At 73.7% G+C, this 24,977-nt stretch carries 21 protein-coding genes; 11 read left to right on the forward strand and 10 right to left on the reverse strand.

The genetic code is table 11. From position 1 onward, the window contains the following. Window positions 1–67 precede the first annotated feature (67 nt). The 3 genes from coaA (at window position 68) to SGUI_RS06590 (ending at window position 3,446) form a co-directional block, all read left to right on the forward strand. On the forward strand, window positions 68–1,024 hold the full coding sequence (coaA, locus tag SGUI_RS06580; protein ID WP_066642948.1) for a type I pantothenate kinase: 957 nt from the start codon (window positions 68–70) through the stop codon (window positions 1,022–1,024). Window positions 1,025–1,031: 7 nt separating this feature from the next. After that, window positions 1,032–2,264, forward strand: coding sequence for an MFS transporter (locus tag SGUI_RS06585; protein WP_066637829.1), 1,233 nt, complete (start codon window positions 1,032–1,034; stop codon window positions 2,262–2,264). A 108-nt stretch (window positions 2,265–2,372) separates the two neighbouring features. After that, window positions 2,373–3,446 carry a cell wall-binding repeat-containing protein gene (locus SGUI_RS06590; protein ID WP_066637830.1) on the forward strand — a complete coding sequence of 358 codons (1,074 nt, stop codon included), beginning with the start codon at window positions 2,373–2,375 and terminating at the stop codon, window positions 3,444–3,446. 24 nt (window positions 3,447–3,470) lie between these two features. Here SGUI_RS06590 and SGUI_RS06595 read toward each other — a convergent pair whose 3' ends face one another. The 4 genes from SGUI_RS06595 to SGUI_RS06610 form a co-directional block, all read right to left on the reverse strand. Then, window positions 3,471–4,280, reverse strand: coding sequence for a DUF1206 domain-containing protein (locus tag SGUI_RS06595; protein WP_237141469.1), 810 nt, complete (start codon window positions 4,278–4,280; stop codon window positions 3,471–3,473). A 71-nt stretch (window positions 4,281–4,351) separates the two neighbouring features. Further along, window positions 4,352–5,293, reverse strand: a complete 942-nt coding sequence (locus tag SGUI_RS17640; RefSeq protein WP_191090956.1) for an aggregation-promoting factor C-terminal-like domain-containing protein — start codon at window positions 5,291–5,293, stop codon at window positions 4,352–4,354. A 248-nt stretch (window positions 5,294–5,541) separates the two neighbouring features. Then, window positions 5,542–6,915 (reverse strand): PhoH family protein, encoded by a 1,374-nt coding sequence (locus SGUI_RS06605; RefSeq protein ID WP_237141470.1) that lies wholly within the window; start codon window positions 6,913–6,915, stop codon window positions 5,542–5,544. Between the two features lie 218 nt (window positions 6,916–7,133). Then, window positions 7,134–7,898 (reverse strand): isoprenyl transferase, encoded by a 765-nt coding sequence (locus SGUI_RS06610; protein WP_066637838.1) that lies wholly within the window; start codon window positions 7,896–7,898, stop codon window positions 7,134–7,136. Between the two features lie 120 nt (window positions 7,899–8,018). On the opposite strand from SGUI_RS06610, the gene trhA reads away from it, so the two are divergent. Next, window positions 8,019–8,723: a PAQR family membrane homeostasis protein TrhA gene (gene trhA, locus SGUI_RS06615; protein WP_066637841.1), complete on the forward strand. Its 705-nt coding sequence runs from the start codon at window positions 8,019–8,021 to the stop codon at window positions 8,721–8,723. A gap of 6 nt (window positions 8,724–8,729) precedes the next feature. Here the strand turns inward: trhA and SGUI_RS06620 are convergent, their stop codons facing one another. Both SGUI_RS06620 and mca read right to left on the reverse strand, forming a co-directional pair. Beyond that, window positions 8,730–8,951 (reverse strand): hypothetical protein, encoded by a 222-nt coding sequence (locus SGUI_RS06620; RefSeq protein ID WP_066637843.1) that lies wholly within the window; start codon window positions 8,949–8,951, stop codon window positions 8,730–8,732. Next, window positions 8,948–10,009 (reverse strand): mycothiol conjugate amidase Mca, encoded by a 1,062-nt coding sequence (gene mca / locus SGUI_RS06625; protein WP_066637845.1) that lies wholly within the window; start codon window positions 10,007–10,009, stop codon window positions 8,948–8,950. The genes SGUI_RS06620 and mca overlap by 4 nt, the downstream gene beginning before the upstream one ends. Before the next feature lie 127 nt (window positions 10,010–10,136). On the opposite strand from mca, the gene SGUI_RS06630 reads away from it, so the two are divergent. After that, window positions 10,137–10,598: a DUF4307 domain-containing protein gene (locus tag SGUI_RS06630; RefSeq protein WP_083190543.1), complete on the forward strand. Its 462-nt coding sequence runs from the start codon at window positions 10,137–10,139 to the stop codon at window positions 10,596–10,598. Between the two features lie 34 nt (window positions 10,599–10,632). Here the strand turns inward: SGUI_RS06630 and greA are convergent, their stop codons facing one another. Beyond that, on the reverse strand, window positions 10,633–11,124 hold the full coding sequence (greA, locus tag SGUI_RS06635) for a transcription elongation factor GreA (protein WP_066637846.1): 492 nt from the start codon (window positions 11,122–11,124) through the stop codon (window positions 10,633–10,635). Between the two features lie 234 nt (window positions 11,125–11,358). Between greA and msrA the strand changes: the two genes are divergently transcribed. From msrA to SGUI_RS06650, 3 genes are all read left to right on the forward strand, one after another. Further along, window positions 11,359–12,030, forward strand: a complete 672-nt coding sequence (gene msrA, locus SGUI_RS06640; RefSeq protein WP_066637849.1) for a peptide-methionine (S)-S-oxide reductase MsrA — start codon at window positions 11,359–11,361, stop codon at window positions 12,028–12,030. A 90-nt stretch (window positions 12,031–12,120) separates the two neighbouring features. Next, window positions 12,121–12,978 (forward strand): CDP-alcohol phosphatidyltransferase family protein, encoded by an 858-nt coding sequence (locus tag SGUI_RS06645; RefSeq protein ID WP_066637852.1) that lies wholly within the window; start codon window positions 12,121–12,123, stop codon window positions 12,976–12,978. After that, a complete protein-coding gene (locus tag SGUI_RS06650; RefSeq protein ID WP_066637855.1) occupies window positions 12,975–13,880 on the forward strand; it encodes a glycosyltransferase family 2 protein in 906 nt (301 codons plus the stop codon). Before SGUI_RS06645 ends, SGUI_RS06650 begins: the two co-directional genes overlap by 4 nt. Here the strand turns inward: SGUI_RS06650 and SGUI_RS06655 are convergent. Then, a complete protein-coding gene (locus tag SGUI_RS06655) occupies window positions 13,877–16,309 on the reverse strand; it encodes a glycosyltransferase family protein (RefSeq protein ID WP_157621760.1) in 2,433 nt (810 codons plus the stop codon). The genes SGUI_RS06650 and SGUI_RS06655 overlap by 4 nt on opposite strands. Next, window positions 16,296–18,032 (reverse strand): glycosyltransferase, encoded by a 1,737-nt coding sequence (locus SGUI_RS06660; RefSeq protein ID WP_066637868.1) that lies wholly within the window; start codon window positions 18,030–18,032, stop codon window positions 16,296–16,298. Before SGUI_RS06660 ends, SGUI_RS06655 begins: the two co-directional genes overlap by 14 nt. A gap of 50 nt (window positions 18,033–18,082) precedes the next feature. Here SGUI_RS06660 and SGUI_RS06665 point away from each other — a divergent pair, with 50 nt between their 5' ends. Then, on the forward strand, window positions 18,083–19,159 hold the full coding sequence (locus SGUI_RS06665) for an acyltransferase family protein (protein WP_191090957.1): 1,077 nt from the start codon (window positions 18,083–18,085) through the stop codon (window positions 19,157–19,159). A 20-nt stretch (window positions 19,160–19,179) separates the two neighbouring features. Here the strand turns inward: SGUI_RS06665 and SGUI_RS06670 are convergent, their stop codons facing one another. Then, window positions 19,180–20,871, reverse strand: coding sequence for a glycosyltransferase (locus SGUI_RS06670; protein ID WP_191090958.1), 1,692 nt, complete (start codon window positions 20,869–20,871; stop codon window positions 19,180–19,182). Between the two features lie 45 nt (window positions 20,872–20,916). Between SGUI_RS06670 and SGUI_RS06675 the strand changes: the two genes are divergently transcribed. Together SGUI_RS06675 and SGUI_RS06680 are read left to right on the forward strand one after the other, a co-directional pair. Beyond that, window positions 20,917–22,251, forward strand: a complete 1,335-nt coding sequence (locus SGUI_RS06675; RefSeq protein ID WP_066637877.1) for a Gfo/Idh/MocA family oxidoreductase — start codon at window positions 20,917–20,919, stop codon at window positions 22,249–22,251. Then, the gene (locus SGUI_RS06680) at window positions 22,251–24,950 is read left to right on the forward strand and encodes a CDP-glycerol glycerophosphotransferase family protein (RefSeq protein WP_066637880.1); all 2,700 of its coding nucleotides are present in this window, start codon (window positions 22,251–22,253) and stop codon (window positions 24,948–24,950) included. The genes SGUI_RS06675 and SGUI_RS06680 overlap by 1 nt, the downstream gene beginning before the upstream one ends. Window positions 24,951–24,977: the final 27 nt, after the last annotated feature.

A 24,977-nucleotide genomic window follows, 5' to 3' on the forward strand; every position in this document is an offset into this window, starting at 1 on the left:
GACGGCATCCGCCGCGGGTCGGCAGGTCCGGCGCACCGCGGCCGGGTTCGTTGGCACAATGCGGGCCATGGGTTCCCAGGGCAGCTCCGGCATACCGTCCCCCTATGTCGAGCTGGACCGCGACGACTGGGCGCGGCTGCGCGAGGAGCACCCGATGCAGCTGGACGCCGCCGACGTCGAGCGGCTGCGCGGCCTCGGGGAGCGGCTCGACCTCGCCGAGGTGGAGCAGGTCTACCTGCCCATCAGCCGCCTGCTGTCCTTCTACGAGCACGCGACCGGCCGCCTGCACCAGGTGACGAGCGACTTCCTGGACGAGGGGCACGAGCGGACCCCCTTCGTCATCGGCGTCGCGGGCTCGGTGGCCGTGGGCAAGTCGACGACGGCCCGCATCCTGCAGGAGCTCATCTCGCGTTGGGAGTCCTCGCCGCAGGTGGACCTCGTCACCACCGACGGCTTCCTCTTCCCCAACGAGGTCCTGGCCCGGCGCAACCTCATGCCGCGCAAGGGCTTCCCGGAGTCCTACGATCGGCGGGCCCTGCTGCGCTTCGTCAGTGAGGTCAAGGCCGGCAAGGCGGAGGTCCGGGCACCGGTCTACAGCCACCTCGTCTACGACATCGTGCCGGACGAGGAGATCGTCGTGCGCCGGCCGGACGTGCTCATCGTCGAGGGTCTCAACGTCCTGCAGCCGCCGCGCGGGCACGAGGGCGGCCGCGCCGGGCTCGCGGTCAGCGACTTCTTCGACTTCTCGGTCTACGTCGACGCGCACGTCGGCGACATCAAGCGGTGGTACGTCGACCGCTTCCTGGAGCTGCGGCGGACGGCCTTCGCCGACCCGGACTCGCACTTCCACCGGTATGCCTCGCTCACCGACGACGCCGCCGTGGACATCGCGGAGAACATCTGGGACACCATCAACGCCCCCAACCTCGTCGACAACATCCTCCCGACCCGCAGCCGGGCCACTCTCGTGCTGCTCAAGGGTGCCGACCACAGCGTCGACCGCGTCCGCCTGCGCCGCCTCTGAGCCTGTCATGGCCCTCCCCAGGAGCTTCCGGCCCTTCTGGGTGGCCAGCACCCTCGGTTGGGTCGCGCTGTCGACGACCACCCTCGGCATCGACGTCCTGGTCATCTCCTCGCTGGGGGCGGACGAGGTCGAGGTGGGCGTGGTGCGGGCCGCCCAGTTCCTGCCCTACCTGCTCGTCGGCCTGCTCGCCGGTGCCCTGGTGGACCGGTGGCGCCGCCGCCCGACGCTCGTCGTCACCCACCTCGGGCGAGGACTGGTCCTGCTGCTCCTCGCCGCCCTGTGGTGGGTGGACGCCCTCACGGTCGGAGGTGTCGTCGCCCTCCTCCTCGTCGGCGGGACCTTCGCGGTCTTCGCCGCGGCCGCCGAGCAGTCGATCCTGCCGGACCTGGTCCCGCGGTCCTCGCTGGTCGACGCGAACGCCCGGCTCGGCCAGTCGGCGACGGTCGCCCAGACGGCGGGGCCGCCCGTCGGAGGAGCACTGGTCGCCGCGGCCGGCGTGTCGTCCGCGCTGGTCCTGGGAGCGGTGGCGAGGGTCGTCGCGGCGCTGCTCCTCAGCCGTCTCCCGGTCCACGAGGCACCGGTCGCGCCGGCCGCGCGCCGCGCGATCGGTGGCGAGATCGTCTCGGGTCTGCGGTTCATCTACGGGCACCGGACGCTGGCCCCCCTCGCGGTCTCGACGCACGTCTGGTTCCTGGCCAACAGCCTCGCCCTGACCGTCCTCGGTCTCTTCGTCCTGCGTGACCTCGACCTCTCGGCGGCGGGCTACGGGCTGGTGCTGGCCGCGGCCGGTGTCGGTGGCTTCGTCGGTGCGCTGCTCGCCCCCGCGGTCGGCCGCCTCCGCGGCGAGGGCGACGTCATGATCGCGTCGCGGTTGCTGTGCGCCCTCGCCTGGGCGGCCGTCGCCCTCACCCCGGACGTCGGGCCCGCCGCGACGGTCGCCGTGCTCTGCGCCACCCAGCTGCTCTACGGCTTCGCCCTGGGCGTCGAGGACCCCAACGAGATGGGCTACTGGCAGGCGCGGACACCCCGGGCCCTGCTCGGGCGGGTCAACGCCTCGCGCCGCTCGGCGAACCGGTCCGTCGCGGTGGTCGGGGCGCTGGCGGGCGGGGTGCTGGCGTCGGTCCTGGACCTGCGTGTGGCGCTGGGCGTCGTCGCCCTCGTCTTCCTCGCGGCGACGCTCGTCCTGGCCCTCTCCCCCGTCCGTGGCGCCCGGGTCGGCGACCCGGACCCGGGCCTCTGACGTCCCACCCCGCGACGGCTCCGAGGTATGCCGTCGGCGGGCGGGCCGCTCGACGAGCGGGCGAGGCCCCGCCCCGCTAGGGTCCGAGCACCCCGAGAGAGGACCCTCATGCTCCGTGCACCCCGCCGCGCCCTGTCCGCCCTGGTCGTCCTCGTGCTGCTGGGCGCGACCCCGGCCCTCGCCGCCGAGGAGGCCCCCGAGGCGGCCGTCGAGGTCGACCGGGTCTCCGGCCACGACCGTTATGCGACCGCGGCGCGCGTCGCCGAGCAGTTCGACCAGGTCTCCGACACCGTCTTCCTGGCCAACGGGGAGGACTGGGCGCAGGGTGCCGACGCCGTCGCGGCGGGCGCCGCCGCCGGGAGCGGCGTCTTCCCCGACCTGGTCGAGGGAGATCCCGGCGAGCCGTCCCCGGTGCTCCTCACCCGGGCGACGGGGCTTCCCGCCGCCACCCGGGCCGCCCTGGAGGAGCGCGCACCGTCCCAGGCGGTGGTCCTGGGAGGGCCGGGGGTGATCCTGCCGGCGGTCGACCAGGAGCTGCTGGAGATGGGCATCACCCCGGTGCGGGCCTTCGGGCGCAGCCGCTACGGCACGGCGGCGGTGCTGTCGACGGCCTTCGGGCCCGGTGTCGAGCAGGTTTACGTCGCCTCCGGCGAGGCGACCTTCGAGGATCCGCCCTACCCGCCGATGATGCCCGACGCGCTCGCCGCCTCCGCGCGGGCCGGCGCCGAGGACGCCCCGGTCCTGCTCACCCGCCGCGACACGCTGCCGCCGGAGACCCGCGCAGCTCTCGAGGCCCTCGAGCCGGCCGCCATCACCATCGTGGGCGGCGAGAACGGCGTGTCCCTGCGGGTGGCCCTCGAGCTCGCCGAGATCGCCCCCACGACGAGGGTCAAGGGCACCACCCGCTACGAGACGGCGGCCGCGCTCTTCGAGGGGTACGACCCCGGCGGCCGGACCTATGTGGCCTCGGGAGAGTTCTTCGCCGACTCCCTCGCGGTGTCCGCCCTCGCAGCCGCCGAGGGGTCCTCGCTGCTGCTCGTGAGGAAGCCGTTCCTGACGTCGGCCACCGAGCGGGCGCTGCTCTCGCTGGACCCGACCGCCGTGCGGGTGATCGGTGGCCCGGGCGTGATCCTGGAGGCCGTCCTCGACGACATCAGGCGGCTGCTCGACGGGGACAGGTGAGGCTGTCCGCAGGTATGCCGGGCTTCAGTCCATCCGGGCATACCGGGCGCGGGCGAAGCTGTAGAGGCCGTAGAGCCCCAGCCCGACCGCCACGACGAGCAGCAGGACGGTGCCGAAGGGCTGGCCCGCGAGGGTCTTGAGGGCGCCGTCCATGCCCTGCGCCTCGTCCGGGTCGGCCTGCCAGGCCGCGAGACCGAAGAGGCCCCCGACGACGACCAGCGCCACCCCCTTGGCGGCATAGCCGACCATGCCGGCGAGGGTGATCCCGGTGCCGAGGGTCCCACCGCCGGTGGCGGAGAGGTCCTCGAGGAACTTCTTCGTGAGCCCCTTGTAGACGTGGTAGACGCCGACCGCGACGACGCCGATGCCCACCGCGCCGACGAGAAGGCGGCCTCCCGGCACCTCCATGAGCCGCTGGGTCAGGTCGGTGCTCGACTCCTCGCCCCCGGTGCTGCCGCCGCCGGTCGCGAAGCGGACCGAGATCACGCCGAGCGCGGCATACAGGATCCCCTTGCCGGCCGCCTTGACCCGGTCACCGGCCTCGCCACCGCCGAAGACCCCGTCGAGCAGCTGGAAGACGGCGAGCGCGAGGAAACCCACCACGCAGGCCCACAGCAGGACCGGGCCGCCGGGCGCCTCGCGGACGGTCGCGATGGCGCCGCTGGTGTCCGCCTCACCGCCGCCGCCGAGCGCGACGCGACCGGCGATCCAGCCCAGCACCAGGTGGATGAGGCCGCTCGCGGCGAAGCCGACGCGGGCGAGCGTCTCCAGCCACGGCTTGTCGGCCAGACGTCGTGCCCGGCGCGCACCCGCGTCCACCATGTCCTCGCTCACGCCGGAGAGCATGACAAACCCCCGGTCGCGGCGCGACCGGGGGCGGCGTCAGGTATGCCGGGAGGTGCGGCTCAGTACCAGTTCACGGCCTGGGAGTGGGCCCACGCGGCGCACGGCGAGCCGTAGCGGCCGGAGATGTAGCCCAGGCCCCACTCGATCTGGGTGGCCGGGTTGGTCTGCCAGTCGGCGCCGGCCGAGGCCATCTTGCTGCCGGGCAGCGACTGCGGGATGCCGTAGGCGCCCGAGCTGGCGTTCATCGCCGTGTGGTTCCAGCCCGACTCCTTCTGCCACAGCGAGTCCAGGCAGCTCCACTGGTCCATCCCCCAGCCGTAGCTGCCGAGCATGGACTGGGCGATCCCGCGGGCGTCACCGCTGTAGACCGGGGCGGGCTCCGGCTCGGGCTGCGGCTGCGCGGCGGGCTCCGGCTCGGGCTGGGCGGCGGCCCGCTGCTGGTCGCGGGAGGCGGCCTGCTCCTGCTCGGCGGCGCGCTCCGCGGCGGCGGCCTCGGCCGCCTCGGCCTCGCGAGCGGCCTGCTCGGCGGCCTCCGCCTGACGGGCGGCCTCGGCGGCCTCGGCCTCACGGGCGGCCTTCTCGGCGGCCTCGCGGGCGGCCTTCTCGGCCTCGGCCCGGCGCTCCTCGGCGTTGGCCTTCTTCACGGCGTCGGCGGCGTCGCGGACCGTGGACAGGCTCTCGTCGCGGATGCCGGTCGAGACACCGAGGGCGGAGGCCTGGTCCTCGCGCACCTCGCGCATCTGCGCGAACATGCCGGTGGACTCCTCCGCGGCCGCGTCGCTGAGCGCGGCGACCGCGTCGGCGGCGACGGTCGGGGAGAACTGGCCGACCGAGGCGCGCAGGGCCTCGTTGGAGGCGTCCGCCTGGGACGTGCCGCCTCCGGCGGTGGCGGCGTAGGTCGCCAGGCCCAGCGAGCCGGCCGCGATGGAGGCAGTCACCGCGATCGCGGCAGGGCTCATCCGGCGGCCGCGGGTGTGGCGGGCCTTCTGGTCATCGGTCATGGGGGCAGGGCTCATCGGCAGGTCTTCCTCACTCGGATGGCTCGCCGCAGGTGCTCAAGGATGCCGGGCCCTCGTCGGGACATTCGCAGGGGACGTTCGGGCCGCGCGGCGTTACCAAAATGTGATGTAACCCCACCACCGTGCCGGGCAGGACGGGTCCGCGTCAAACCCTACGGGGCAGACGTGGCGAAGGTCACACCGACGTGGGACGCGTGTGACTCCTGGGACCTTACCGCAGGTCACTCTCGTCACAGCAGCGCGTCTGTCCCCTCCAGCATCTCGGTCACCAGGGCAGCGATCGGGCTGCGCTCGCTCCGGTGCAGCGTCACGTGCGCGAAGAGCGGGTGACCCTTGAGCGCCTCGATCACCGCGGCGACGCCGTCGTGGCGCCCGACGCGCAGGTTGTCCCGCTGCGCCACGTCGTGCGTGAGCACCACTCGGGAGCTCTGCCCGATGCGGGACAGCACCGTGAGCAGCACGTTGCGCTCCAGGCTCTGCGCCTCGTCCACGATGACGAAGGCGTCGTGCAGCGAGCGACCGCGGATGTGCGTGAGGGGCAGCACCTCGAGCATGTCCCGGTCCAGGATCTCCTCGACGACCTCCTTGGACACCACGGCGCCCAGGGTGTCGAAGACGGCCTGCGCCCACGGCCCCATCTTGTCGTTCTCGCTGCCCGGCAGGTAGCCCAGCTCCTGGCCGCCCACGGCATACAGCGGGCGAAAGACGATGACCTTGCGGTGCTGCCGGCGCTCCATCACCGCCTCCAGGCCGGCGCACAGGGCCAGCGCGCTCTTGCCCGTCCCGGCGCGCCCGCCGAGGCTGATGATGCCGACGTCCGGGTCCAGCAGCAGGTCCAGGGCGATGCGCTGCTCCGCCGAGCGGCCGTGCAGGCCGAAGGCGTCCCGGTCGCCGCGCACCAGCCGCACGGTGCGGTCCGGGGCGACCCGCCCCAGCGCGCTCCCCGAGGCGCCGAGGATGGTCAGCCCGGTGTGGGTGCGCAGCTCGGCCGCCCCCGGGTGCTCCAACCGGCCGGTGTCGTAGAGCTGGCGCATCTGCTCGTCGTCGACCTCGATCTCGGCCATGCCGGTCCAGCCGCTGTCGGGGGCCAGCTCGGCGCGGTACTCCTGCGCGTCCAGACCGACCGCCGAGGCCTTGACCCGCATCGGCAGGTCCTTGCTCACCACCGTGACGTCGTGACCCTCCGCGGCCAGGTTGGCCGCCACCGCGAGGATCCTGGTGTCGTTGTCGCCGAGCCGGAAGCCCGCCGGCAGCGCGGCGGGGTCGGTGTGGTTGAGCTCGACCCGCAGGTCGCCGCCCGCCTCCCCCACCGGCACGGGCTCGCTGAGGGTGCCGTGCTTCACCCGCAGGTCGTCCAGCATCCGCAGCGCCTGCCGGGCGAAGTAGCCCAGCTCGGGGTGGTGCCGCTTGCCCTCCAGCTCGGTGATGACGACGACCGGGAGGACCACCTCGTGCTCGGCGAAGCGCAGCAGCGCACGGGGGTCGGACAGCAGCACCGAGGTGTCCAGCACGTAGGTCTTGCGGCCGGTCTCCGGCAGCGCGTCGAAGGGGGTGACGTCCTCGTCCAGCAGGTCGGTGGTCGACAGGGGGCGGTTCATGCTCATGCTGACTCCCAGGGGGACGCGCACCGGTGGGCTGCGCGTCGCAGGCGGTGGGTGGTCCGGGACCGGGTCACGCCACGACGTGGACCGGTACCGGCCCTCCGCCAGAGCCAGAGCTCCATGTGGTGGGCCTCCCGAGAGGCGGGACGGGGCTGCCCCGCGTCTGCCTCGACGGTATGCCGGGGGCCGGGTCCCGCAGCGGCGGCGGGGCGGCGTGTCGCTCAGCTGCCGAAGCGGCGCTCCCGCTCGGCGTAGGCGCGCAGGGCGCGCAGGAAGTCCACCTTGCGGAAGTCCGGCCAGAAGGCCTCGCAGAAGTAGAACTCGCTGTGCGCGCTCTGCCAGAGCAGGAAGCCCCCGAGCCGCTGCTCGCCCGAGGTGCGGATGACGAGGTCGGGGTCGGGCAGGCCCCGGGTGTAGAGGTGCTCGGCGATGTCCTCCACGGTCACGGTGCTCGCCACCTCCTCCAGGGTGGCGCCCGAGGCGGCGGCGCCGCGCAGCAGCGAGCGCACGGCGTCGGCGATCTCGCGCCGCCCGCCGTAGCCGATCGCCACGTTGACGACCATGGCGTCGACCTCGTCGGTGAGGGCGGCGGCCTCGGTGAGCCGGGCGGCGGTGGCCTCGGGGAGCAGGTCCAGCGCACCGACGACCCGGACCCGCCACCGCCCGGTAGCGGCGAGCTGCTGCACCACCCCCTCGATGATCTCCAGCAGCGGCTCCAGCTCGCCGGCGGACCGGTTGAGGTTGTCGGTCGACAGCAGCCAGAGGGTCACGACCTCGACCCGCGCCTCCTCGCACCAGCCGAGGAAGGGGGCGATGTTGTCCGCACCCGCGCGGTGGCCGTCCGCGGTCTGGGCCCCCCGCCGGCGGGCCCAGCGGCGGTTGCCGTCGAGCATGACCCCGATGTGCCGCGGGAGCCGCTCGGTGGGCAGGTGCCGGCGCAACGATGAGTTGTAGGCCCGGTAGACCAGATCCCTCGGCGTCGGCATGGCCTCAACCTACCGGCCGCCCCTGCGTGGGGGCTGCGACCCCGGCCGGGCCCGCCGAGGACGGGTCCGCAGCCTACCTACGGTTTCGTAACCTACGGTTGCGTAGGTTAGCCTGCAGGTATGCCTGGCAGCACCGGAACGAGCGACGCGACCACCTCCCTGGGCTCCCTCGTCGACCACGTGAAGCCGCACCTGAGGGGCTGGCTCCACCTCGGGATGGTGCCGGTGGCGGTGGCCTGCGGGGCCGTCCTCGTCGCCCTCGCGCAGACCCGCGCGGCCGCCCTCGCCTCCCTGGTCTTCGCCATCACCGCGGTCCTGCTCTTCGGCACCTCGGCGCTCTACCACCGCGGCCGGTGGAGCCCCCGGGTCGCCCGGGTGCTCAAGCGCTGGGACCACGCCAACATCTTCCTCATCATCGCCGGCACCTACACCCCCTTCGCGGTCCTGCTGCTGCCGCCCGGGCAGACCCGTCTGCTGCTGTGGGTGGTGTGGTCCGGGGCCCTCGCCGGGGTGCTCTTCCGGGTCTTCTGGGTGGGGGCACCGCGGTGGCTCTACACCGGCGTCTACATCGCCCTGGGCTGGGTCGCGGTCTTCTTCCTCGTGCCCATGTGGCGCAGCGGCGGCCCGGTGATCGTGGGGCTCATCGGCCTCGGGGGCCTGTGCTACACCCTGGGCGCAGTCGTCTACGGGCTCCGTCGCCCCGACCCGTCGCCCCGCTGGTTCGGCTTCCACGAGGTCTTCCACGCCTTCACCGTCGCGGCCTTCGCCTCGCACTGGCTGGCGGCCTACCTCGCCCTCTCGCTGGACACGGTCCCCGCCGCCTGAGGCCGTTCAGGCCAACGGGTCGTCCTCGTCCTTCACCGTCGGGTCCTGCGACGTCGCCGAGGCGTCCTCCGACCTGCGCTCCTCGCGCAGCCGGGCCTCCTCCGCCAGCCGCATGCGCCGCAGCCGGCGCGTGAGGTCGCGCCCGAGGAACCACACGGCCAGGGCGAGCCCGAAGAGGACCAGGAAACCTCCCAGCCCCGCGGTGATCTCCACGCCGGTCGAGTTCACTCCTCGTGCCCCTCGTCCCGCCGCACGTCGTCGGTCCCGTCGCCGTCGGCGTCGTCACCCTCCTGCGCACCCTCCGGGGGTGCGTCCTCCAGCGGGGGCAGCGGCGCCTCCCCGACGTAGGCGAGCACCAGGGCTCCCTCCTCGTCCCGCTCGGGGACCTGCCGGCAGCGGTCCTCCAGGCTCCCGTCGAGCTCGCGGACCCCGGCGAAGAGGTCCTCCTCGGGCAGCGTGACGGGCACGAGGGACCGGGCCAGCTCCCAGTCCTCGGTCGGCCAGACGCGCTGCTGGATCTCCAGCGGGACGCGGAACCACGCCCCGTCCGGGTCGACCTGGGTCGCGTGCGCCCGCAGCGCGTCGTCGCGCACGGTGAAGTGGTCCCCGCAGGGCACCCGCGTCGTCATCACCCGGCGCGGGCGCCGGTGCAGGTGCTTGCGCCAGTCGGCGAAGGGCGGCTCGTGCCCGGCGGCCTCCATGGCCTCGTCGAGACGGATCATGCGCTGCGGGTCCCAGCCGCTGTAGTAGACCTTGAGCGGCTGCCAGGGCTCACCGGCGTGGGGGTATGCCTCCGGGTCGCCCGCGGCCTCGAAGGCCGCCATCGTCACGGTGTGCGTCATGACGTGGTCCGGGTGGGGGTAGCCGCCGTTCTCGTCGTAGGTCGTGAGCACGTGCGGGCGGAACTCGCGGATCACCCGCACCAGCGCCTCGGTCGTCACGTCCAGGGGCTCCAGCGCGAAGCACCCCTCAGGGAGGGGCGGGAGCGGGTCGCCCTCGGGCAGCCCGCTGTCGACGAAGCCCAACCAGGTGTGGCTGATCCCGAGGATCTGCGCGGCGCGGGCCATCTCGTCCCGCCGCACCTGGGCGATGTCCCGCACGATGTGCGGGTCGTCCTTGAGCTTCTCGTTGAGCACGTCCCCGCGCTCGCCGCCGGTGCACGACACGACCCGCACGTCGACCCCGTGGTCGACGTAGTGGGCGGTCGTGGCGGCGCCCTTGCTCGACTCGTCGTCGGGGTGGGCGTGCACCGCCAGGAGGCGCAGTCCGCGACCCGAGGTGGCCATCGGCATTCCTTCCGCGTCGGATCCGGCGCGGGTCGGCGTCACGGCCGACCGGACCGTGCCGGACAATGATGGTGGTGCCGCTCCGGGCACCGCACCATCCTCTCACCCCGTCGGAAGGCAGCCGCACATGACCGCCCGCAGCGCCGATCCCGCCGATCCCGGCCCCGGGCAGGAGGAGCCGGACTGGGACGAGGTGGAGGAGCAGGCCGAGGCCGAGGAGCGCCGGCGGCACGGCGACCGCCGGTGGTGGGTCGTCGGCGTGGTCGCCGTCCTCGTCATGAGCGTCTTGGCCGTGGTCTGGGGACTGTCGGCCACCGTGGGGCGGGTGCACTGGGTCGACACCGGCTTCGAGGTCGTCTCCGACAGCCAGGTGGACGTCCGCTTCGACCTGCGCCGGGACCCCTCACGCGAGGCGGTCTGCCGGCTCGAGGCCCAGTCCGAGTCGCACGTCGTCGTCGGCCGGACCGAGGTGCGGGTCCCGCCCTCGGACTCCTCGCCGAGCCGGCACGTGGAGAGCCTCACCACCGCCTCGCCGGCCGTCACCGGCTACGTCGAGGAGTGCTGGTACGCCGACGGGGCGCCCCGCTGACGGCGGGACGCCCCGTGGTGGGTGGCGCGAGGGCTCACGGCTGGTAGGGCGCGGCCTCCACGATCTTGACCTCCACGGTGTTGCCGTTCGGCGCCTCGTAGCTGACCGTCTCCCCGCTCCGGGCGCCCAGCAGGGCGGCACCGAGGGGCGACTGCTCGCTGTAGACGTCGAGGTCGCTGTCGTCGTCGATGATCTCGCGGGAGCCGAGCAGGAAGGTCTCGGTGTCGCCGAACATCTCCACCGTCACGACGGTGCCCGGCTGGACGACGTCCTTCTCGGTGGGGGCGGAGCCCACGACCGCGCTCTGGAGCAGGTGCTCGAGCTGGCGGATGCGGGCCTCCATCTTGCCCTGCTCCTCCTTGGCGGCGTGGTAGCCGCCGTTCTCCTTGAGGTCGCCCTCCTCGCGGGCCGCCTCGATGCGCTTGCTGATCTCCGAGCGCCCCTCCTCCTTGAGCTGGGTCAGCTCGGCCTGGAGGCGGTCGTAGGCCTCCTGGGTCAGGTAACTGGCTGCTGCGGTCTCGGTCACTGCTTCTCCTCGGTAGGCGTTCGCGTGGCCTGCGGCGTGGTGCCGCGGCCGGCGATCGTGCGCCGGGGGCCGCCCTCAGGCGGCTCTGCCCCAAACACAAGGTCCGGGCCAACGACTGGGCCCGGACCGTGGATCTGCCCACCATTCTAGCCGCACCGGGTCCCCGAGTCGACCTCGCCGCCGTGGTGTCGGTACGCCCGGCTGCACCCCAGGTTCGGGTGTGACACTGGGGACATGCGACACGACTCCACCCTTCCCGGCCGGCCCACCCCCCTGCCCGACATCCCCGAGCGCCACGTGGTGCTCGGCACCTCGATGCACGAGCCCTGGCCCGAGGGCACCGAGGTGATGACGGTCGCGATGGGGTGCTTCTGGGGCGCCGAGCGCATCTTCTGGCAGCTGCCCGGCGTGGTGACGACCGCGGTCGGCTACCAGGGCGGGAGCACCCCTAACCCCACCTACCGCGAGGTCTGCACCGGGCGTACCGGGCATACCGAGTCGGTGCTGGTCGCCTACGACCGCCGCCGGACCGACCCGGAGACGCTGCTCAAGGCGTTCTGGGAGAACCACGACCCGACGACGGCGAACCGCCAGGGCAACGACATCGGCACGCAGTACCGCTCGGCGATCTACTGGACGACGCCGGAGCAGGAGCGCGCCGCCCGCGCGACGGCGGACGCCTTCGGCGCGGTGCTGCGGGACGCCGGGCACGGCCCGATCACCACCGAGCTGCTGCCCGCCTCCGAGGCCGGGCCGTTCTACTACGCCGAGGACGTGCACCAGCAGTACCTCCACAAGAACCCCGGCGGCTACTGCAACCACGGCCCCAACGGCTACACCTGCCCGGTCGGCCTGGTCCCGCAGGACCAGCTCCCGGCGCAGACCAGCATCGCCCCTCCCGAGTGATCGGGCGCCGACCGCGCAGCAGGCTCCGCGGGTCGTTCACCCCTTAGACTCCTGCTGGTCGGATCCGTGACCCGTGACGAGAGGTGGTCCATGGCTGACCCGTCGGCTGCCAGTCCACCCGACGCCCGGCCGCCCCGGCCCTCGCTGGCCCAGGTGCGTGCCGTGGCCCAGCCGCCCGAGGTCCTGGCGCGCGGCAACGCCGAGCACTGGACCGGGGACCTCTACCTCCGACGCCTCTCCCCGCACCTCACCCGGGCCCTCATCCCCACGCCGGTGACCGCCAACGGGGTGACCTGGCTGATGATGGTGGCCGGCTGGGCCGCCGCGGGCGCGCTGCTCGTCCCCGGGCTGTGGGGCGCGGTGCTGGGGGCTCTGCTGGCGCAGCTCCAGATGCTGCTCGACTGCTCCGACGGCGAGATCGCCCGGTGGAAGGGCCTCTCCGGCGCGGTGGGGGTCTTCCTCGACAAGGTCGGTCACTACACCGTCGAGGCGGCGATCGCGCTCGCGCTCGGGGTGCGAGCGGCCGGGGTGGTCGGCGGACGGGAGAGCGACCCTGCCACGGCCTGGCGGTATGCCTTCCTCGGGGCGCTCCTGGCCGCCGGGATCCTGCTCAACAAGTCCCTCAACGAGATGGTGCACGCCTCGCGTGCGGCGGCGGGCCTGGGCCGGCTGCCGGACACCGCGCAGGCCCGCGCCGTCCCGGCGGGCAGCGTGCTCGGGGTGCTGCGCCGCGCGGCGCGGCTCGTGCCCTTCCACCGGATGTTCCACTCGATCGAGATGACCCTGCTCACGCTCGCGGTCGCCGTCGTCGGCGCGCTGGCCGGCGCCGACCTCGCGGCGGCCCGCTGGCAGGTGCTCGTCATGGCCGCGGTGATCCTGCCGGTCACCGCGGGCCACCTCGCCGCCATCCTCGCCTCGTCGCGGCTGCGCGGGGAGGCGGCGCGATGACGACGGGTCTGCCGGCCACCAGGCCCAGCTTCGGCGTCGTCGTGCTCACCCAGGGGCGCCGGCCCGAGGAGCTGGCCCGCGGCCTGGAGTCGCTGCAGCGTCAGCAAGGGGTCGACCTGGACGTCGTGGTGGTCGGCAACGCCTGGAACCCCACCGGGCTGCCGGAGGAGGTCAAGACCCTCGCGCTGCCGACCAACATCGGGATCCCCGCCGGGCGCAACGCCGGGGTGCCGCACGTCGACGGGGAGTTCCTCTTCTTCCTCGACGACGACGCCTGGCTGCTCGAGGACGACGTGCTCCTGCGGACGGCGCAGTACCTGCGCCAGCACCCCGACGTCGGCCTGGTGCAGCCGCTCATCGAGGACCCCGAGGTCGGGGACGACGCGCACCCGGGCCGGTGGATCCCCCGGCTCGGCGCGCGGCAGCGGCATACCGAGGCCGACGTCTTCAGCGTCGTGGAGATGACCGTCGCCATGCGGCGCGAGGCCTTCGAGGCGACCGGTGGGTGGCCGGGCATCTTCTTCTACGCGCACGAGGGCATCGAGCTGGCGTGGCGGGTGTGGGCGGCCGGGTTCCGGGTCCGCTACGTCCCGTCCCTGCGCACCGGCCACCCGGTGGTCGACCCCCGACGGCACTCGGACTACTTCTTCAAGAACGCCCGCAACCGGGTCTGGCTGGCGCGCCGCAACCTGCCCCGCCCGCTCGCGCTGGCCTACGTCGGCAGCTGGACCGGCATCCAGGTCGTGCGCTGGTCGGTGCACCGCGAGGGGCTCGGGTCCTGGTGCTCGGGCTGGGTCCACGGATGGCGCAGCGACCCCTTCGAGCCCGGCGAGGACCGCTCCCGGCTGCGCTGGCGGGACGTCGCGCGGATGGCCCGCCACGGGCGCTTCCTCGTCATCTAGCCCCGCTGCTGCGCCCGCCACTCGTCGCGGCCGGGTGTCGTCAGCCGGGACCACGGGCGTGCGCCGACCCGGTAGGTGAGCAGCTGCGCGTCCGGCTGCGGCGTCTGCAGGTGGGGCATGGTCGCCCACGACTCCGGCAGCAGGGTCCACCGGTCGCCGAGCACGATGTTGAGCGCCTCCCGGAAGGTCGCGCCGTAGCGCAGCATGAGCGGGACGACCTCCTCCGCACCGGCGGCCCGCAGCAGCGCCGGGTCGGCGACGAGGACGACCGGGTCGAAGGGGGCGCCGAGCACGTCGATCCGGCGGCTCCCCGCGACGAGCAGGTCGAGCGCGCCCGCCGCGTCGTCACCCTGCCGTGAGCTCAGCGAGCGCACGAGACCGACGGCCAGCCGCCGGGAGCCGCGTGGTTCGCGGGGCGCGGCGACCGGCCGGCCGTCCAGGTCGTGCTCCAGCAGCGGCCGCAGGTCGTCCGGCAGCAGCACCCCGGCCGGGAGCACGAGGACCCGGCCCGGCCCACCCACGCCGAGCACCGCGTGCGCGAGCAGCAGCTCGCGTACGGCCGCGCCGTCCGGGCGCGGTTCGAGCCGGTCCAGCGGCACGGTCTGCCGGTTGACCAGGGTGACCGGGAGACCCACGTCCGGCAGGTCGCCCAGGCGGAGGGTCTCCTCGCCGCTCACCACGACGGCGGTCCCCGGGGGGACGCGCCCCGCGAGCGCGCCGAGCAGCCCCGGCAGGTGCGGCGCCTCGCCCGGCCCCAGGTCCACGACCACCACGTGCTGCGCCCCCTCGGCCTGCGGCGGCACCGGGGCGGTGGCGGGCAGGTCGGCCTCACGGGCGTCGAGCACCCGCTCGGCCCGCGCCACGTCGGCGGCGCAGACCTCGCGCCACCGGGCATACACCCGGTCCTCGTCCTCCCCGGCGAGGACCAGCCGCAGCACGGCGTCCAGCTTGTCGAGGATCCCGTGCCGGATCGCCTCGAAGGCGTCGTCGTCGATGTCGATGAGCCCGCCGAAGCGGACGTCGGAGCGGTTCTTCGGGACGAACTCCACCTCGCAGCCGACCGAGCGGGACGGCAGGTTGGCGTGCAGCCGGGAGGTCCGCACCGCGCGGTAGCGGGTCGCGTAGTCCTGCACCCAGTCGCGCGCCAGCCGCAGGTTGTCCGCGAAGGAGAGGCTGCGCAGCCCGGTGATCGACTGCTCCACCACCTCGGCGTCCGCCGGTCCTCCGGGGAAGTCGATGTAGGCCGTCTCGGTGCGCGCGGCGGGGTCCCCGGGCGGGACCACCGTGTCCACGGTGGTCGTCATGCACCCGGAGAAGAAGGCCGGCACGTCCAGCGCACGCAGGAGGGCCACGGTCTGCCAGTCCCGGCAGCCCACCGGGCCGTAGCGGCGCAGGTAGGCCACGGCCTCGGGGGTCAGCATGTCCGGCTTGTTGACGTGGAAGGAGATGAAGATCGGCCGGACCGCGTCCGCGAAGGGGAAGAGGTAGTCCTGCGCGGTCACCGGGTGGAGGTACCACCCGAAGGTGGGCACCCAGGTGGGGTTCGGCAGCTCCTGCAGCGGCATGCCGTCGCGCTGCACCTCGACGAGCTGGACCGTGGCCGTGGGCGAGTCCGGCAGCCGGCGCTCCTCCCGGACGCCGTCGGCGAGGTCGGTCACCAGCCCGACGAGGTCGGGGTCGGTGCCCACGTAGGTGAGGTTGCGGTGCCGGACGAGGTGCCCGATCGAGGCGAGCGTCTGGATCCAGTCGCCCACGTTGCGCGAGCCCGGGCCGGGGGCGAGGTAGTTCATCACCCCGATGCGGGCGTCGGCCTCGAGCGCGGGGACGGGCTGCCGGTAGTCACCGCCGGGCATCCACCGGACCAGCTCGGCGAGCTCGTGCCGCCGGCTGGCCGCCACGCGCGTGGCGCGCCCGGAGGTGGCGGCGGCGCAGACCTCCCGCACCGCGTCCCAGTCCTGCGCCTGGAAGGCGGCCCGCGCCACGAGCAGCAGCTGGGTCCCCGTCCACCCCAGGTGCAGGTCCTGGGCCAGGACCTCGCGCAGCACGCGGGCCGCCTGCTCCGGCGCGTGCTGGTATGCCGGGACGAACCAGTCGTCGGCAGCGAGCGCCACGAGCGCGGGCCGGGTGACCTCGGCCAGGTCGCGCCACGCGAGGGGCGAGGTGGACGTGCTGCGACGGCACAGGCCGAGCACCAGGTCGCCGAGCTGACGGGTCGCCGGGTCCTGGCGCAGGGCATACCCGGTCGACACCGCCTCGCCGGCCTTGCCGGTGCGGATGAGCTCGCGCACCGTGAGGACGACCGACGCGCTCTGCTGCTCGTCCTCCCGCTGCGGGGCGACCTCCTCGGTCCGGGGACCCCGGACCCGCCTGGCGGCCAGCCGTCCGCGGATCCTCCGCACCGTGCTCGCGGCAGCGCTACGCAGACTCATCAGAGGTCTTCTCCTCGGTCGGGGACGGTCCGTCGGACATCTCGTGGAACAGGTCGAACCAGCGCGCCACGAAGGCCTCCTGCCCGAAGCGCTGCCGCACGACGGCGCAGCCTTCGCGCAGCCGCGCCGCGAGCTGGTCGTCCTGGAGCACCCGCAGAGTAGCGGCGGCGAGGGCCTTGACGTCGCCGGGGGGCACGACGAAGCCGTTGACGCCCTCCTCGATCATGTCCGAGGGGCCGTAGCGGATGTCGTAGGCCACCGCCGGGCAGCCCTGCGTCATGGCCTCCACCAGCACCATGGGCGCCCCCTCGTACCTGCTGGTCAGCAGGCAGAGCGAGGCGCGGGCGAAGACGGCGTCGGGATCGGTGGTGAAGCCCTTGAGCTGCACCGAGTCCTGGAGCCCCAGCCGGGTGACGAGCGCGGCGAGCCCGGCGCGGTTCGGGCCCTCGCCGTAGATCTCCAGCCGCGCCCCGGGGCGCTCCTTCAGCACGCGGGCGAAGGCCTTGATCCCGTGGGAGGTCCGCTTGACGTCGGCGAGCCGGCCCACCATGACCACCAGGTCCGGGTCCCGCTCGACCGCGGGGTGCTGCCCGGACTCGGGGCCCGCGTGGGGGATGACGCGGAACTGCGGGTTCTCCCCGAGGGCCGCCTCGACCTCGGCACGCTGCCGCTCGGTGAGGAAGACGACCGGCGAGCGCCGGCCGAGCTCGGTGAGCACCGGGCGGAAGTTCGGCCGGACGGCCCCGAGGTCGTCACCCGGTGCGGCCAGGTGCGAGCTGTGCACGACGTAGCAGGTGGCGACGCCGGGCCGGTCGTAGCCGGCCATCTCCCGGTCCAGCGCCCGCGCCTCCACGACGACCACGGCGCGGCGACCCCCGATCACGGCGTCCAGCGCCCGGTGCACCACCTCGTCGAAGCCGGCGTGCGAGCTGCTCGGCTCCCCCTGCTCGTCGAAGACGGTCGTGCCCAGCTCGGTCGGCCGACCCTTGGCCACGCGGGGGCGCTCGAAGACCCGGGCGAACATCGGCCGCCCGTCGCGCCGCAGCGCCACGTGCTGCTGCCGGCCGCCGGGGACGTCGTCGCCGAAGATCGTGCGCACCAGCCGGCCGTCCGGGGCGAACTCGTCGCGGCGCAGGCGCTCGCCGACCGGGCCCAGGGTGTCCTCGTGCTGCAACCGGCCCCCGCTGTAGCGCCGGCGGGCGACGAGCCGGCCCTCCTCGTAGCGGCAGCGGTCGTCGCGGCCTCCCCCGACCGTGCTCCAGCCCCGGTCCCCCAGGTCCTCGGGCGCCTCCAGCGCGCGCGGGTCCGGGGGTCCCTCGAGCGTCGGGTCCGGGAAGGCGTCGGTGACGCTCACGACGCGCACCCCCGGCAGCAGGTGGCCCCGCCGCTCCATGTTCGCCACCGCCCGGGACAGCTGCGGGGAGTGGTTGCGGACCAGGATCACCGACTCGATGCCGCCGGCCTCCGCGAGGCTGCGGCAGCGGGCGAGGATCGAGGCCGTCCGGCCGCCGTAGTCCACCGGCACGCCCTCCACGACGACGACGTGCAGGACGTCCGGAGGGGGCACGAGCTCGGGGACCGGGTCGTGCCGGACGGGGACCACCTCGTCCGGCTCCGGCTCGGTGGTGGGCGCGGAGGGGGTCTTCCCCTGCGCACGGCGGGCCAAGGTCGAGCCGACGACCCGCCTCGCGCGGCGCGCGATCCGCGACAGCCTGTCTACCATGGCGCACGATCTTGCCATTCCGCCTGCCCTTCTCCTCCGAGGACGTACCGGTGCCCGCCGCGCAGCTCCCCCACTCCCCGTCGCGACCACGCCTGGCCGCGCTCGACGGCCTGCGTCTCGTGGCGGCCGTCGCCGTCCTCGCCTACCACTACACCTCGATCGACCAGGAGTTCTGGGGCAACGCCGCCGGCGAGGAGTTCCCCACCCCCAGCATCTTCACCCGCTACGGGTACCTGGGTGTGGAGCTCTTCTTCGTCATCTCCGGCTTCGTCATCCTCATGACCGCCTACGGCCGCGGGCTGCCCGGCTTCGTCGCCTCACGCCTCTCCCGCCTCTACCCCGCCTACTGGGCCGCGGTCGTGCTCACCGTCCTGCTCCAGGCCTTCTGGGACGGGGGCCGGCAGGTGGAGCCGGTGGAGGCGCTGGTCAACCTCACCATGATGCAGGAGGCTTGGGACATCACCAGCGTCCAGGGCGCCTTCTGGACCCTGTGGGTCGAGCTGAAGTTCTACCTGCTCATCGGCGTGCTCCTGGCCCTCGGCGGCATCACCCGTCGACGGGCCATCGCCCTCGCGATGCTGTGGCCGGTCCTCGCCGAGCTGGCGCGGGCGACGGACGCCGACCTCCTCGCCTCCCTGCTCATCCCGAGCTGGGCGCCCTACTTCGCGGGCGGGATGCTGCTCTACCTCCTGCACCGGGAGGGGCCGGACCTGCTCGTCGGGCTCGGGCTTGGCCTCAACGTGGTCCTGTGCATCCGCCAGGCCACGATCTTCGCGGAGGAGCGGGCCCTCGTGCACAGCGAGGTCGCGATCTCCACGCCCGTCGTCACGGTGCTCGTACTCGTGATGTTCGCCGCGGTGTATGCCTGCTCCTCCGGGCCGCTCGCACGGCTCGAGTGGCGGTGGCTCACCCTCGCCGGTGCGCTCACCTACCCGCTCTACCTCGTGCACGGACAGTTCGGCTTCTTCGTCATCGAGAGCCTCAGCGGCACCATGAGCAGCTACCTGGTGCTGGTCCTGGCGGCGGCCGTGTCGTTCCTGCTCGCCTGGCTCATCCACCGGTTCGTGGAGCGGCCCGTGCACGAGCCGTTGCGCCGTCGCCTCCGCGACGCCCTCGAGCGGGACTGAGACACCCCCGCCCCGCGGGGTCAGCCGCGGCCGGTCGGCAGGTCGGCCGCCAGGGTCCGGAAGAGCTCGAACCAGCGGGCGGCGAAGGCCTCCTGCCCGAAGCGCTCGTCGACCCCCTCGCACCCGGCACGCAGCGACCGCGCCAGCGCCGGGTCGTCGAGCACCTGCACGGTGCGCCGGGCCAGGTCCTCGATGTCGCCCTCGGGCACGAGGAAGCCGTTGACGCCGTCGTCGACGATGTCGGCCGGCCCGTAGCGGATGTCGTAGCTGACGATCGGGCACTCCTGGCGCAACGCCTCGACGAAGACCATGGGGGCACCCTCGAACCGGCTGGACTGCAGGCACAGGGTCGCCCGGCGGTACTGCCGGCCCGGCTCCGTGGTGAAGCCCTCGAGCGTGACCGACCCCCCGATCCCGAGGTCGTCGATGAGCTGCTGCAGCTCGCCGCGCCGCATCCCCTCGCCGTAGATCTCGAGGCGGGCGTCGGGGCACGTCTCCAGCACCGTGGCGAAGGCCCGGATGCCGTGGTCGGTCCGCTTCTGCGGTGCCAGGCGGCCCATCATGATGACCAGGCCGGGCTCCCGCTCGACCTCGGTGTGCGAGGTCGTCGCCGGCGCGGCGTGCGGGATCACCCAGAACGAGTCCCGCCGCCCCAGCAGGGCCTCGGCGTCGGCGCGCTGGCTGTCGGTGAGGAAGACCATGGCGGCGCCGGTGTCGAGCCGCCGGAACAGCCGGCGGAAGGAGGGCCGGACGTCGTCCACCTCGCTGTCGGGGTGCGCCAGGTGGGAGTTGTGGGCGACGTAGCAGGTGCGGACGTGGTCACGGCGGTAGGTCAGGGCGTCCGGGTCCGCCTGCCGGGCCTCGACGACCAGGATGGTGGGGCGGCTCTGCGTCAGGGCGTCCAGGGCGCGGTGCACCACCGGCGCCAGCGAGCCCGGTTGCGTCGACTCGACCTCGCCCTGCTCGTCGAAGAAGGTCACCGACCGCTCGCGGGGCCGCTCCCCGTGGCCCGTCGGCGAGGAGTGGGTCAGGGCATACATGGGCCGCCCGTTGCGCCGGTAGTAGACGTGCTCCCGCGGGTGGTGCGACCCGACGTCCCAGGTGAGCGAGCGCCGGTGGCGACCCTCGGGGTCGTACTCCTCGCGGCCCACCCGGGCACCGTCGGCGTCGAACGTGTCCTCCAGCTCGAGGGCGCCGCCGCGGTAGCGGCGTCGCACGCTGCCCTCGGTGGTGTCTCGCACCCACCACCTGCCCTTCCTGCCCCAGCCCGCGGCCTCGAGCTCGGTCTCGGCCTCCGGCGTCGCCGCCGGCGCGACCGCCTCGGTCGCGTCCGGGTAGGCGTCCATGAGCCAGCGGACCTCGACCCCCTCGCTCAGCTGTCCACGTCGGCGCATCCCCTCCACGGCGCGAGGCAGGGTGTGGGCGTGGTTGCGCACCAGGACGACCGAGCGGATCCCGCCCTGCTCGTAGAGGGTGCGGCACTTGGCCAGGATCGACGCGGTGCGCCCGCCGAACTCCATGGGTATGCCCTCGACGAGCACCACGTGCAGGACGTCCGGCGGCGGCGCCAGCTCCGGGACCGGGTCGCGGCGTGGGGCCGGGGACCGCAGCTTCCCGACGACCCGCTGGTCCGCCCGGGACACCTGCTGGCGCCCCAGCCGCCGCAGCCGGTCGGCCACCCGGCGCGGCGTGGATCTCAGTCTTCCTGCCATCACCATGCATACTCGCATGAGTCCATCACGAGGAGGAACCGCCCAGTGCGTGTCATCACCTACGGCACCTACGACCTGTTCCACGAGGGCCACCGCCGGCTCCTGGAGCGCGCCAAGGCGCTCGGGGACTACCTCATCGTGGGGGTGACGACGGAGAACTACGACGACGCCCGCGGCAAGCTCAACGTGCAGCAGAGCCTCATGACCCGGATCAAGAACGTCGAGGACAGCGGCCTGGCGGACAAGATCGTCATCGAGGAGTACGAGGGCCAGAAGGTCCAGGACATCCAGAAGCACCAGGTCGACGTCTTCGCGATCGGCTCGGACTGGCTGGGACGCTTCGACTACCTCAAGGACTACTGCGACGTCGTCTACCTCGAGCGGACCAAGGGGGTCTCCAGCACCCAGCTGCGCAACGAGGCGGGGGTCATCAAGCTGGGCGTCGTGGGGGCCGGGCGGATCGCGCACCGCTTCGTCCAGGAGGCCCGTTTCGTCAGCGGCATCAGCGTCGAGGCCGTGCACAACCGCACGCACAGCACCGCCGAGGCCTTCGCCGCCGAGCACGAGCTGAGCCGCGCGGTGGAGGACTACGACGAGCTGCTCGCCTCGGTGGACGCGGTCTACGTCGCCACCCCGCACGACACGCACGCCGACTTCGCGCGGCGGGCGATGGACGCCGGGGTGCACGTCCTGTGCGAGAAGCCGATGACGCTCACCCGGGCCGAGACCGAGGAGCTCTTCGCCCTGGCCCAAGAGCGCGGGGTCGTCCTCATGGAGGCGATCAAGACCGCCTTCGCACCAGGCTTCCAGCGCATGGTGGCGCTGGCGCGCAGCGGGGCGATCGGCCAGGTCCGCTCGGTCGACGCGACCTTCACCAAGCTGGTCGACGAGGGCCGCGAGCTCCAGCCGCCCGCCGGTGGCAGCATCTCCGAGCTGGCCAGCTACCCCCTCGTCGCCGTGGTCAAGCTGCTCGGCACCGAGGTCGTCGACGTCCGGACCACCTCGCTGCAGCCGGAGGAGTCCCCGGTCGAGGTCTACTCCAAGATCGACGTCACCTTCACCCACGGCGAGGCCACCTCCCGCACCGGGCTCGGGGTCAAGGCCGAGGGCGACCTCGTGGTCGCGGGCAGCGGCGGCTACCTCTACGTCCCGGCGCCGTGGTGGAAGACGGAGTACTTCGAGGCGCGCTTCGAGGACAGCCGGGACAACAAGAAGTACTACTACAAGTTCGACGGCGACGGGCTGCGCTACGAGCTGGCCGAGTTCGCCTGGCTGATCCGCAACGAGACCTTCGAGTCCTACAAGCTGCGTGCGGCGGAGTCGGTCGCGATCGCGGACGTCATCGAGCGCGCGCGCACCGACGCCCGGGTGCTCACCTGATGACGGTGCCCCCGGTCCGGCCCGAGCAGGAGCAGCCCGCGCCCACCCCGCTCGCGCGGGCCCGGAGCGCGGCCTCCCGGGCGAGGGCGGAGACCGAGCGGCGCGCGCGGCGTCTGCTGCGCCGGCAGCTGACCCGGGCGCGCTCCTCGGACAGCGAGCTGCTGCAGCGTGCCTACGTCCTGGGCCGGCAGGGCGCCCGCCGCGCCATCAACTCCGTCACCCACCGCCAGGTGGGCTGGGTCGCGACGCTGTGGGGCGCGCGCTGGCTGGAGGGCACCACCTACGAGATCCGCGGCTGGGCCTACGAGCGCGGCTACGGGCATACCTCTCCGCCGCGGATCGAGGTGGTCCTGGCCCGGCCGGGCGGCCGGGTGCCCGTGGAGGCGGAGGTGACCCCCGTGGTGGAGATGGAGGTCAACGCCCACGCGACCAAGGGCGAGTTCGACTACGCGAACACCGCCTTCGTCGCCCGGGTCGACCTCGCCCCGGTGCTCGCGGACGACGACCCCCGCCCGTGGGAGGTGCTCCTGCGGGTGACCGGGGCGGACGGCCGTGCCGCGACGGGCACCCTGAAGTACCGCCACCGCGACAGCTCGGCCCGGATGCTGGGGGCCCGCACCTTCTCGGGCGGCGTCCAGCTGGTGCCGCGGTGGGTCCGCCGCCACGGTCTGTTCTTCGACCGGGTGGTGCCTGCCACGCTCGCCCGCGACGTCGCCGTCGAGGGACGTCACGTGCGCGCCGAGGTGGAGCTGCGCGGCATCACCGCGCAACGGGTCGAGCTCATCTCCCGGTATGCCCGGCGCCCGGTGGAGGTCCAGGACGGGGGGCAGCGCGACGGCGTGCTCCGGGTCGTCGCCGAGATCCCCGAGACCTGGGTCGTCCTGCCGGAGGAGACCGACCTGCTCGCCCCGGAGACCGAGGAGGTGGCGCTCGACACGCAGGACGCGACCCCGGAGACCGCCGCGGAGGAGGCCGGCTCGGAGCAGTCCGACGACGGCGCACCCGTGGCGCAGGACGACGCGCGCGAGGGCCAGCGCCGGGTGGCGCAGACCTACCAGCTCGTCGTCGTCGACCAGGACGGGACCGAGCACGTCGTCGCCACCGCGCTGGACCAGTCCGGGCCGGTGCAGGCCCCGGGCTCGGGGCTGCTGGCGTATGCCGGCTCCGGCGGGGCGCTCTACGTCGCCGACCCGCTGTCCCACCTCGTCGTCACCGGCACAGAGGTCGAGCCCGGGGAGGCGCCGCGGCTGCGGCTGCGCGGCACCTGGGGCGGCGAGCTGGAGCACCTGGAGCTCGCCTTCGCCGGTCGGCGGCAGGTGGTGCCGGCCTCGGCGGACCTGCGCCCGGACGGCACCTGGACCGCCGAGGTGGACCTGCTGCAGCCGCTGTGGGGCGGGCCGGCCCGGCTGCCGCGCACCGGCAGCTACACGCTGCGCGGCCGCGACGCCGCGGGCGGGTCGGTGCGGGTCATGGCGGCACCGGAGCTGGTCGCGCGCACCCCGGAGAAGCTGCCGGTCGAGCAGGCCCGGCTGCGGTGGGAGATCGGCAAGGGACGCTCGCTGCGCCTGCGGGTCGGGCTGACCCGCGCGCCGGACGAGCTGGGCTCGTTCCACCAGCGGCGCATGGACGCGGCCTACCTCGCCGGCCCGCACGAGCCGCAGCGCTCGGTCTACCTCGAGTCGTTCTACGGCCGGCTGGCCACGTGCAACCCGCACGCCCTCGACGCGGTCATCGCCCGCGAGCACCCGGACTGGGTGCGCTACTGGGGGGTGACCGACCTCTCCGTCCCCGTGCCCGAGGGCGCCGTGTCGGTGGTCGAGGGCACGCAGGCGTGGTTCGACGCCCGGGCGCGCTCCCGCTTCGTCATCGCCAACGACTGGCTGCGCCGCCGGTTCACCCCGCAGCCCTTCCAGACCGTCCTGCAGACCTGGCACGGGTCGATGTTCAAGCGCATCGGGCTGGACCGTCCGAACGTCGGGGCCTCGACCCGGGAGGCGCTGGCGCTCGAGCGGGACAAGTGGGACGTCCTGCTGAGCCAGAACCACCACAGCACCGAGATCTTCCGCAGCGCCTACGCGTGGGAGGGCGTCTTCTACGAGGAGGGTTATCCCCGCAACGACGCCCTGGTCGAGGGCTCGGGGGAGCAGGTCCGCGAGCGCCTCGGGATCCGCCCGGACCAGAAGGCCGTGCTCTACGCCCCCACCTGGCGCGACAACGCCGCGGGGATGGTCGTCTTCCTCGACCTGGAGCGGCTCACCGCCGACCTCGGTGACGACTACGTCGTCCTGCTGCGCGGCCACTCCCGCACCGTCGGGCACGGGCGCAGCGTGGACCTGCCGGGCGTGGTCGACGTCACGACCTACCCGAGCATCACCGAGCTGTTCCTCGCCGCGGACGCGATGATCACCGACTACTCCTCGGTGATGTTCGACTACTCCGTCACCCGCCGGCCGATGATCTTCTACGTGCCGGACCTCGACGAGTACCGCGACGACGTCCGCGGGGTCTACTTCGACCTCGGCGAGGAGGCTCCCGGGCCCGTCGTCGCCACCCAGGACGAGGTGGTCGCGGCGATCCGCGAGATGGACGACACGCAGCGGTATGCCGAGCGCTACGCCCGGTGGGTCGAGCGGTTCAACCACCTCGACGACGGCCACAGCGCCGAGCGGGTGGTCCGCCGCCTCTTCGACGGGGCCTGAGCCCGAGCTCCCCGCTCGGAGGCGGGG

Source organism: Serinicoccus hydrothermalis, assembly GCF_001685415.1.
Taxonomy (GTDB): domain Bacteria; phylum Actinomycetota; class Actinomycetes; order Actinomycetales; family Dermatophilaceae; genus Ornithinicoccus; species Ornithinicoccus hydrothermalis.

What these genes read in the sequence shown, in the direction of transcription:
- trhA (WP_066637841.1), top strand. Translation starts at nt 8,019, where the DNA reads ATGCCTGGCAGCACCGGAACGAGCGACGCGACCACCTCCCTGGGCTCC.
- SGUI_RS06630 (WP_083190543.1), top strand. Translation starts at nt 10,137, where the DNA reads ATGACCGCCCGCAGCGCCGATCCCGCCGATCCCGGCCCCGGGCAGGAG.
- SGUI_RS06585 (WP_066637829.1), top strand. Translation starts at nt 1,032, where the DNA reads ATGGCCCTCCCCAGGAGCTTCCGGCCCTTCTGGGTGGCCAGCACCCTC.
- SGUI_RS06650 (WP_066637855.1), top strand. Translation starts at nt 12,975, where the DNA reads ATGACGACGGGTCTGCCGGCCACCAGGCCCAGCTTCGGCGTCGTCGTG.
- SGUI_RS06660 (WP_066637868.1), bottom strand. Translation starts at nt 18,032, where the DNA reads ATGGTAGACAGGCTGTCGCGGATCGCGCGCCGCGCGAGGCGGGTCGTC.
- SGUI_RS06605 (WP_237141470.1), bottom strand. Translation starts at nt 6,915, where the DNA reads ATGAGCATGAACCGCCCCCTGTCGACCACCGACCTGCTGGACGAGGAC.
- msrA (WP_066637849.1), top strand. Translation starts at nt 11,359, where the DNA reads ATGCGACACGACTCCACCCTTCCCGGCCGGCCCACCCCCCTGCCCGAC.
- SGUI_RS06655 (WP_157621760.1), bottom strand. Translation starts at nt 16,309, where the DNA reads ATGAGTCTGCGTAGCGCTGCCGCGAGCACGGTGCGGAGGATCCGCGGA.
- coaA (WP_066642948.1), top strand. Translation starts at nt 68, where the DNA reads ATGGGTTCCCAGGGCAGCTCCGGCATACCGTCCCCCTATGTCGAGCTG.
- mca (WP_066637845.1), bottom strand. Translation starts at nt 10,009, where the DNA reads ATGGCCACCTCGGGTCGCGGACTGCGCCTCCTGGCGGTGCACGCCCAC.
- SGUI_RS06610 (WP_066637838.1), bottom strand. Translation starts at nt 7,898, where the DNA reads ATGCCGACGCCGAGGGATCTGGTCTACCGGGCCTACAACTCATCGTTG.
- SGUI_RS06670 (WP_191090958.1), bottom strand. Translation starts at nt 20,871, where the DNA reads ATGGCAGGAAGACTGAGATCCACGCCGCGCCGGGTGGCCGACCGGCTG.
- SGUI_RS06645 (WP_066637852.1), top strand. Translation starts at nt 12,121, where the DNA reads ATGGCTGACCCGTCGGCTGCCAGTCCACCCGACGCCCGGCCGCCCCGG.
- SGUI_RS06590 (WP_066637830.1), top strand. Translation starts at nt 2,373, where the DNA reads ATGCTCCGTGCACCCCGCCGCGCCCTGTCCGCCCTGGTCGTCCTCGTG.
- SGUI_RS17640 (WP_191090956.1), bottom strand. Translation starts at nt 5,293, where the DNA reads ATGACCGATGACCAGAAGGCCCGCCACACCCGCGGCCGCCGGATGAGC.
- SGUI_RS06680 (WP_066637880.1), top strand. Translation starts at nt 22,251, where the DNA reads ATGACGGTGCCCCCGGTCCGGCCCGAGCAGGAGCAGCCCGCGCCCACC.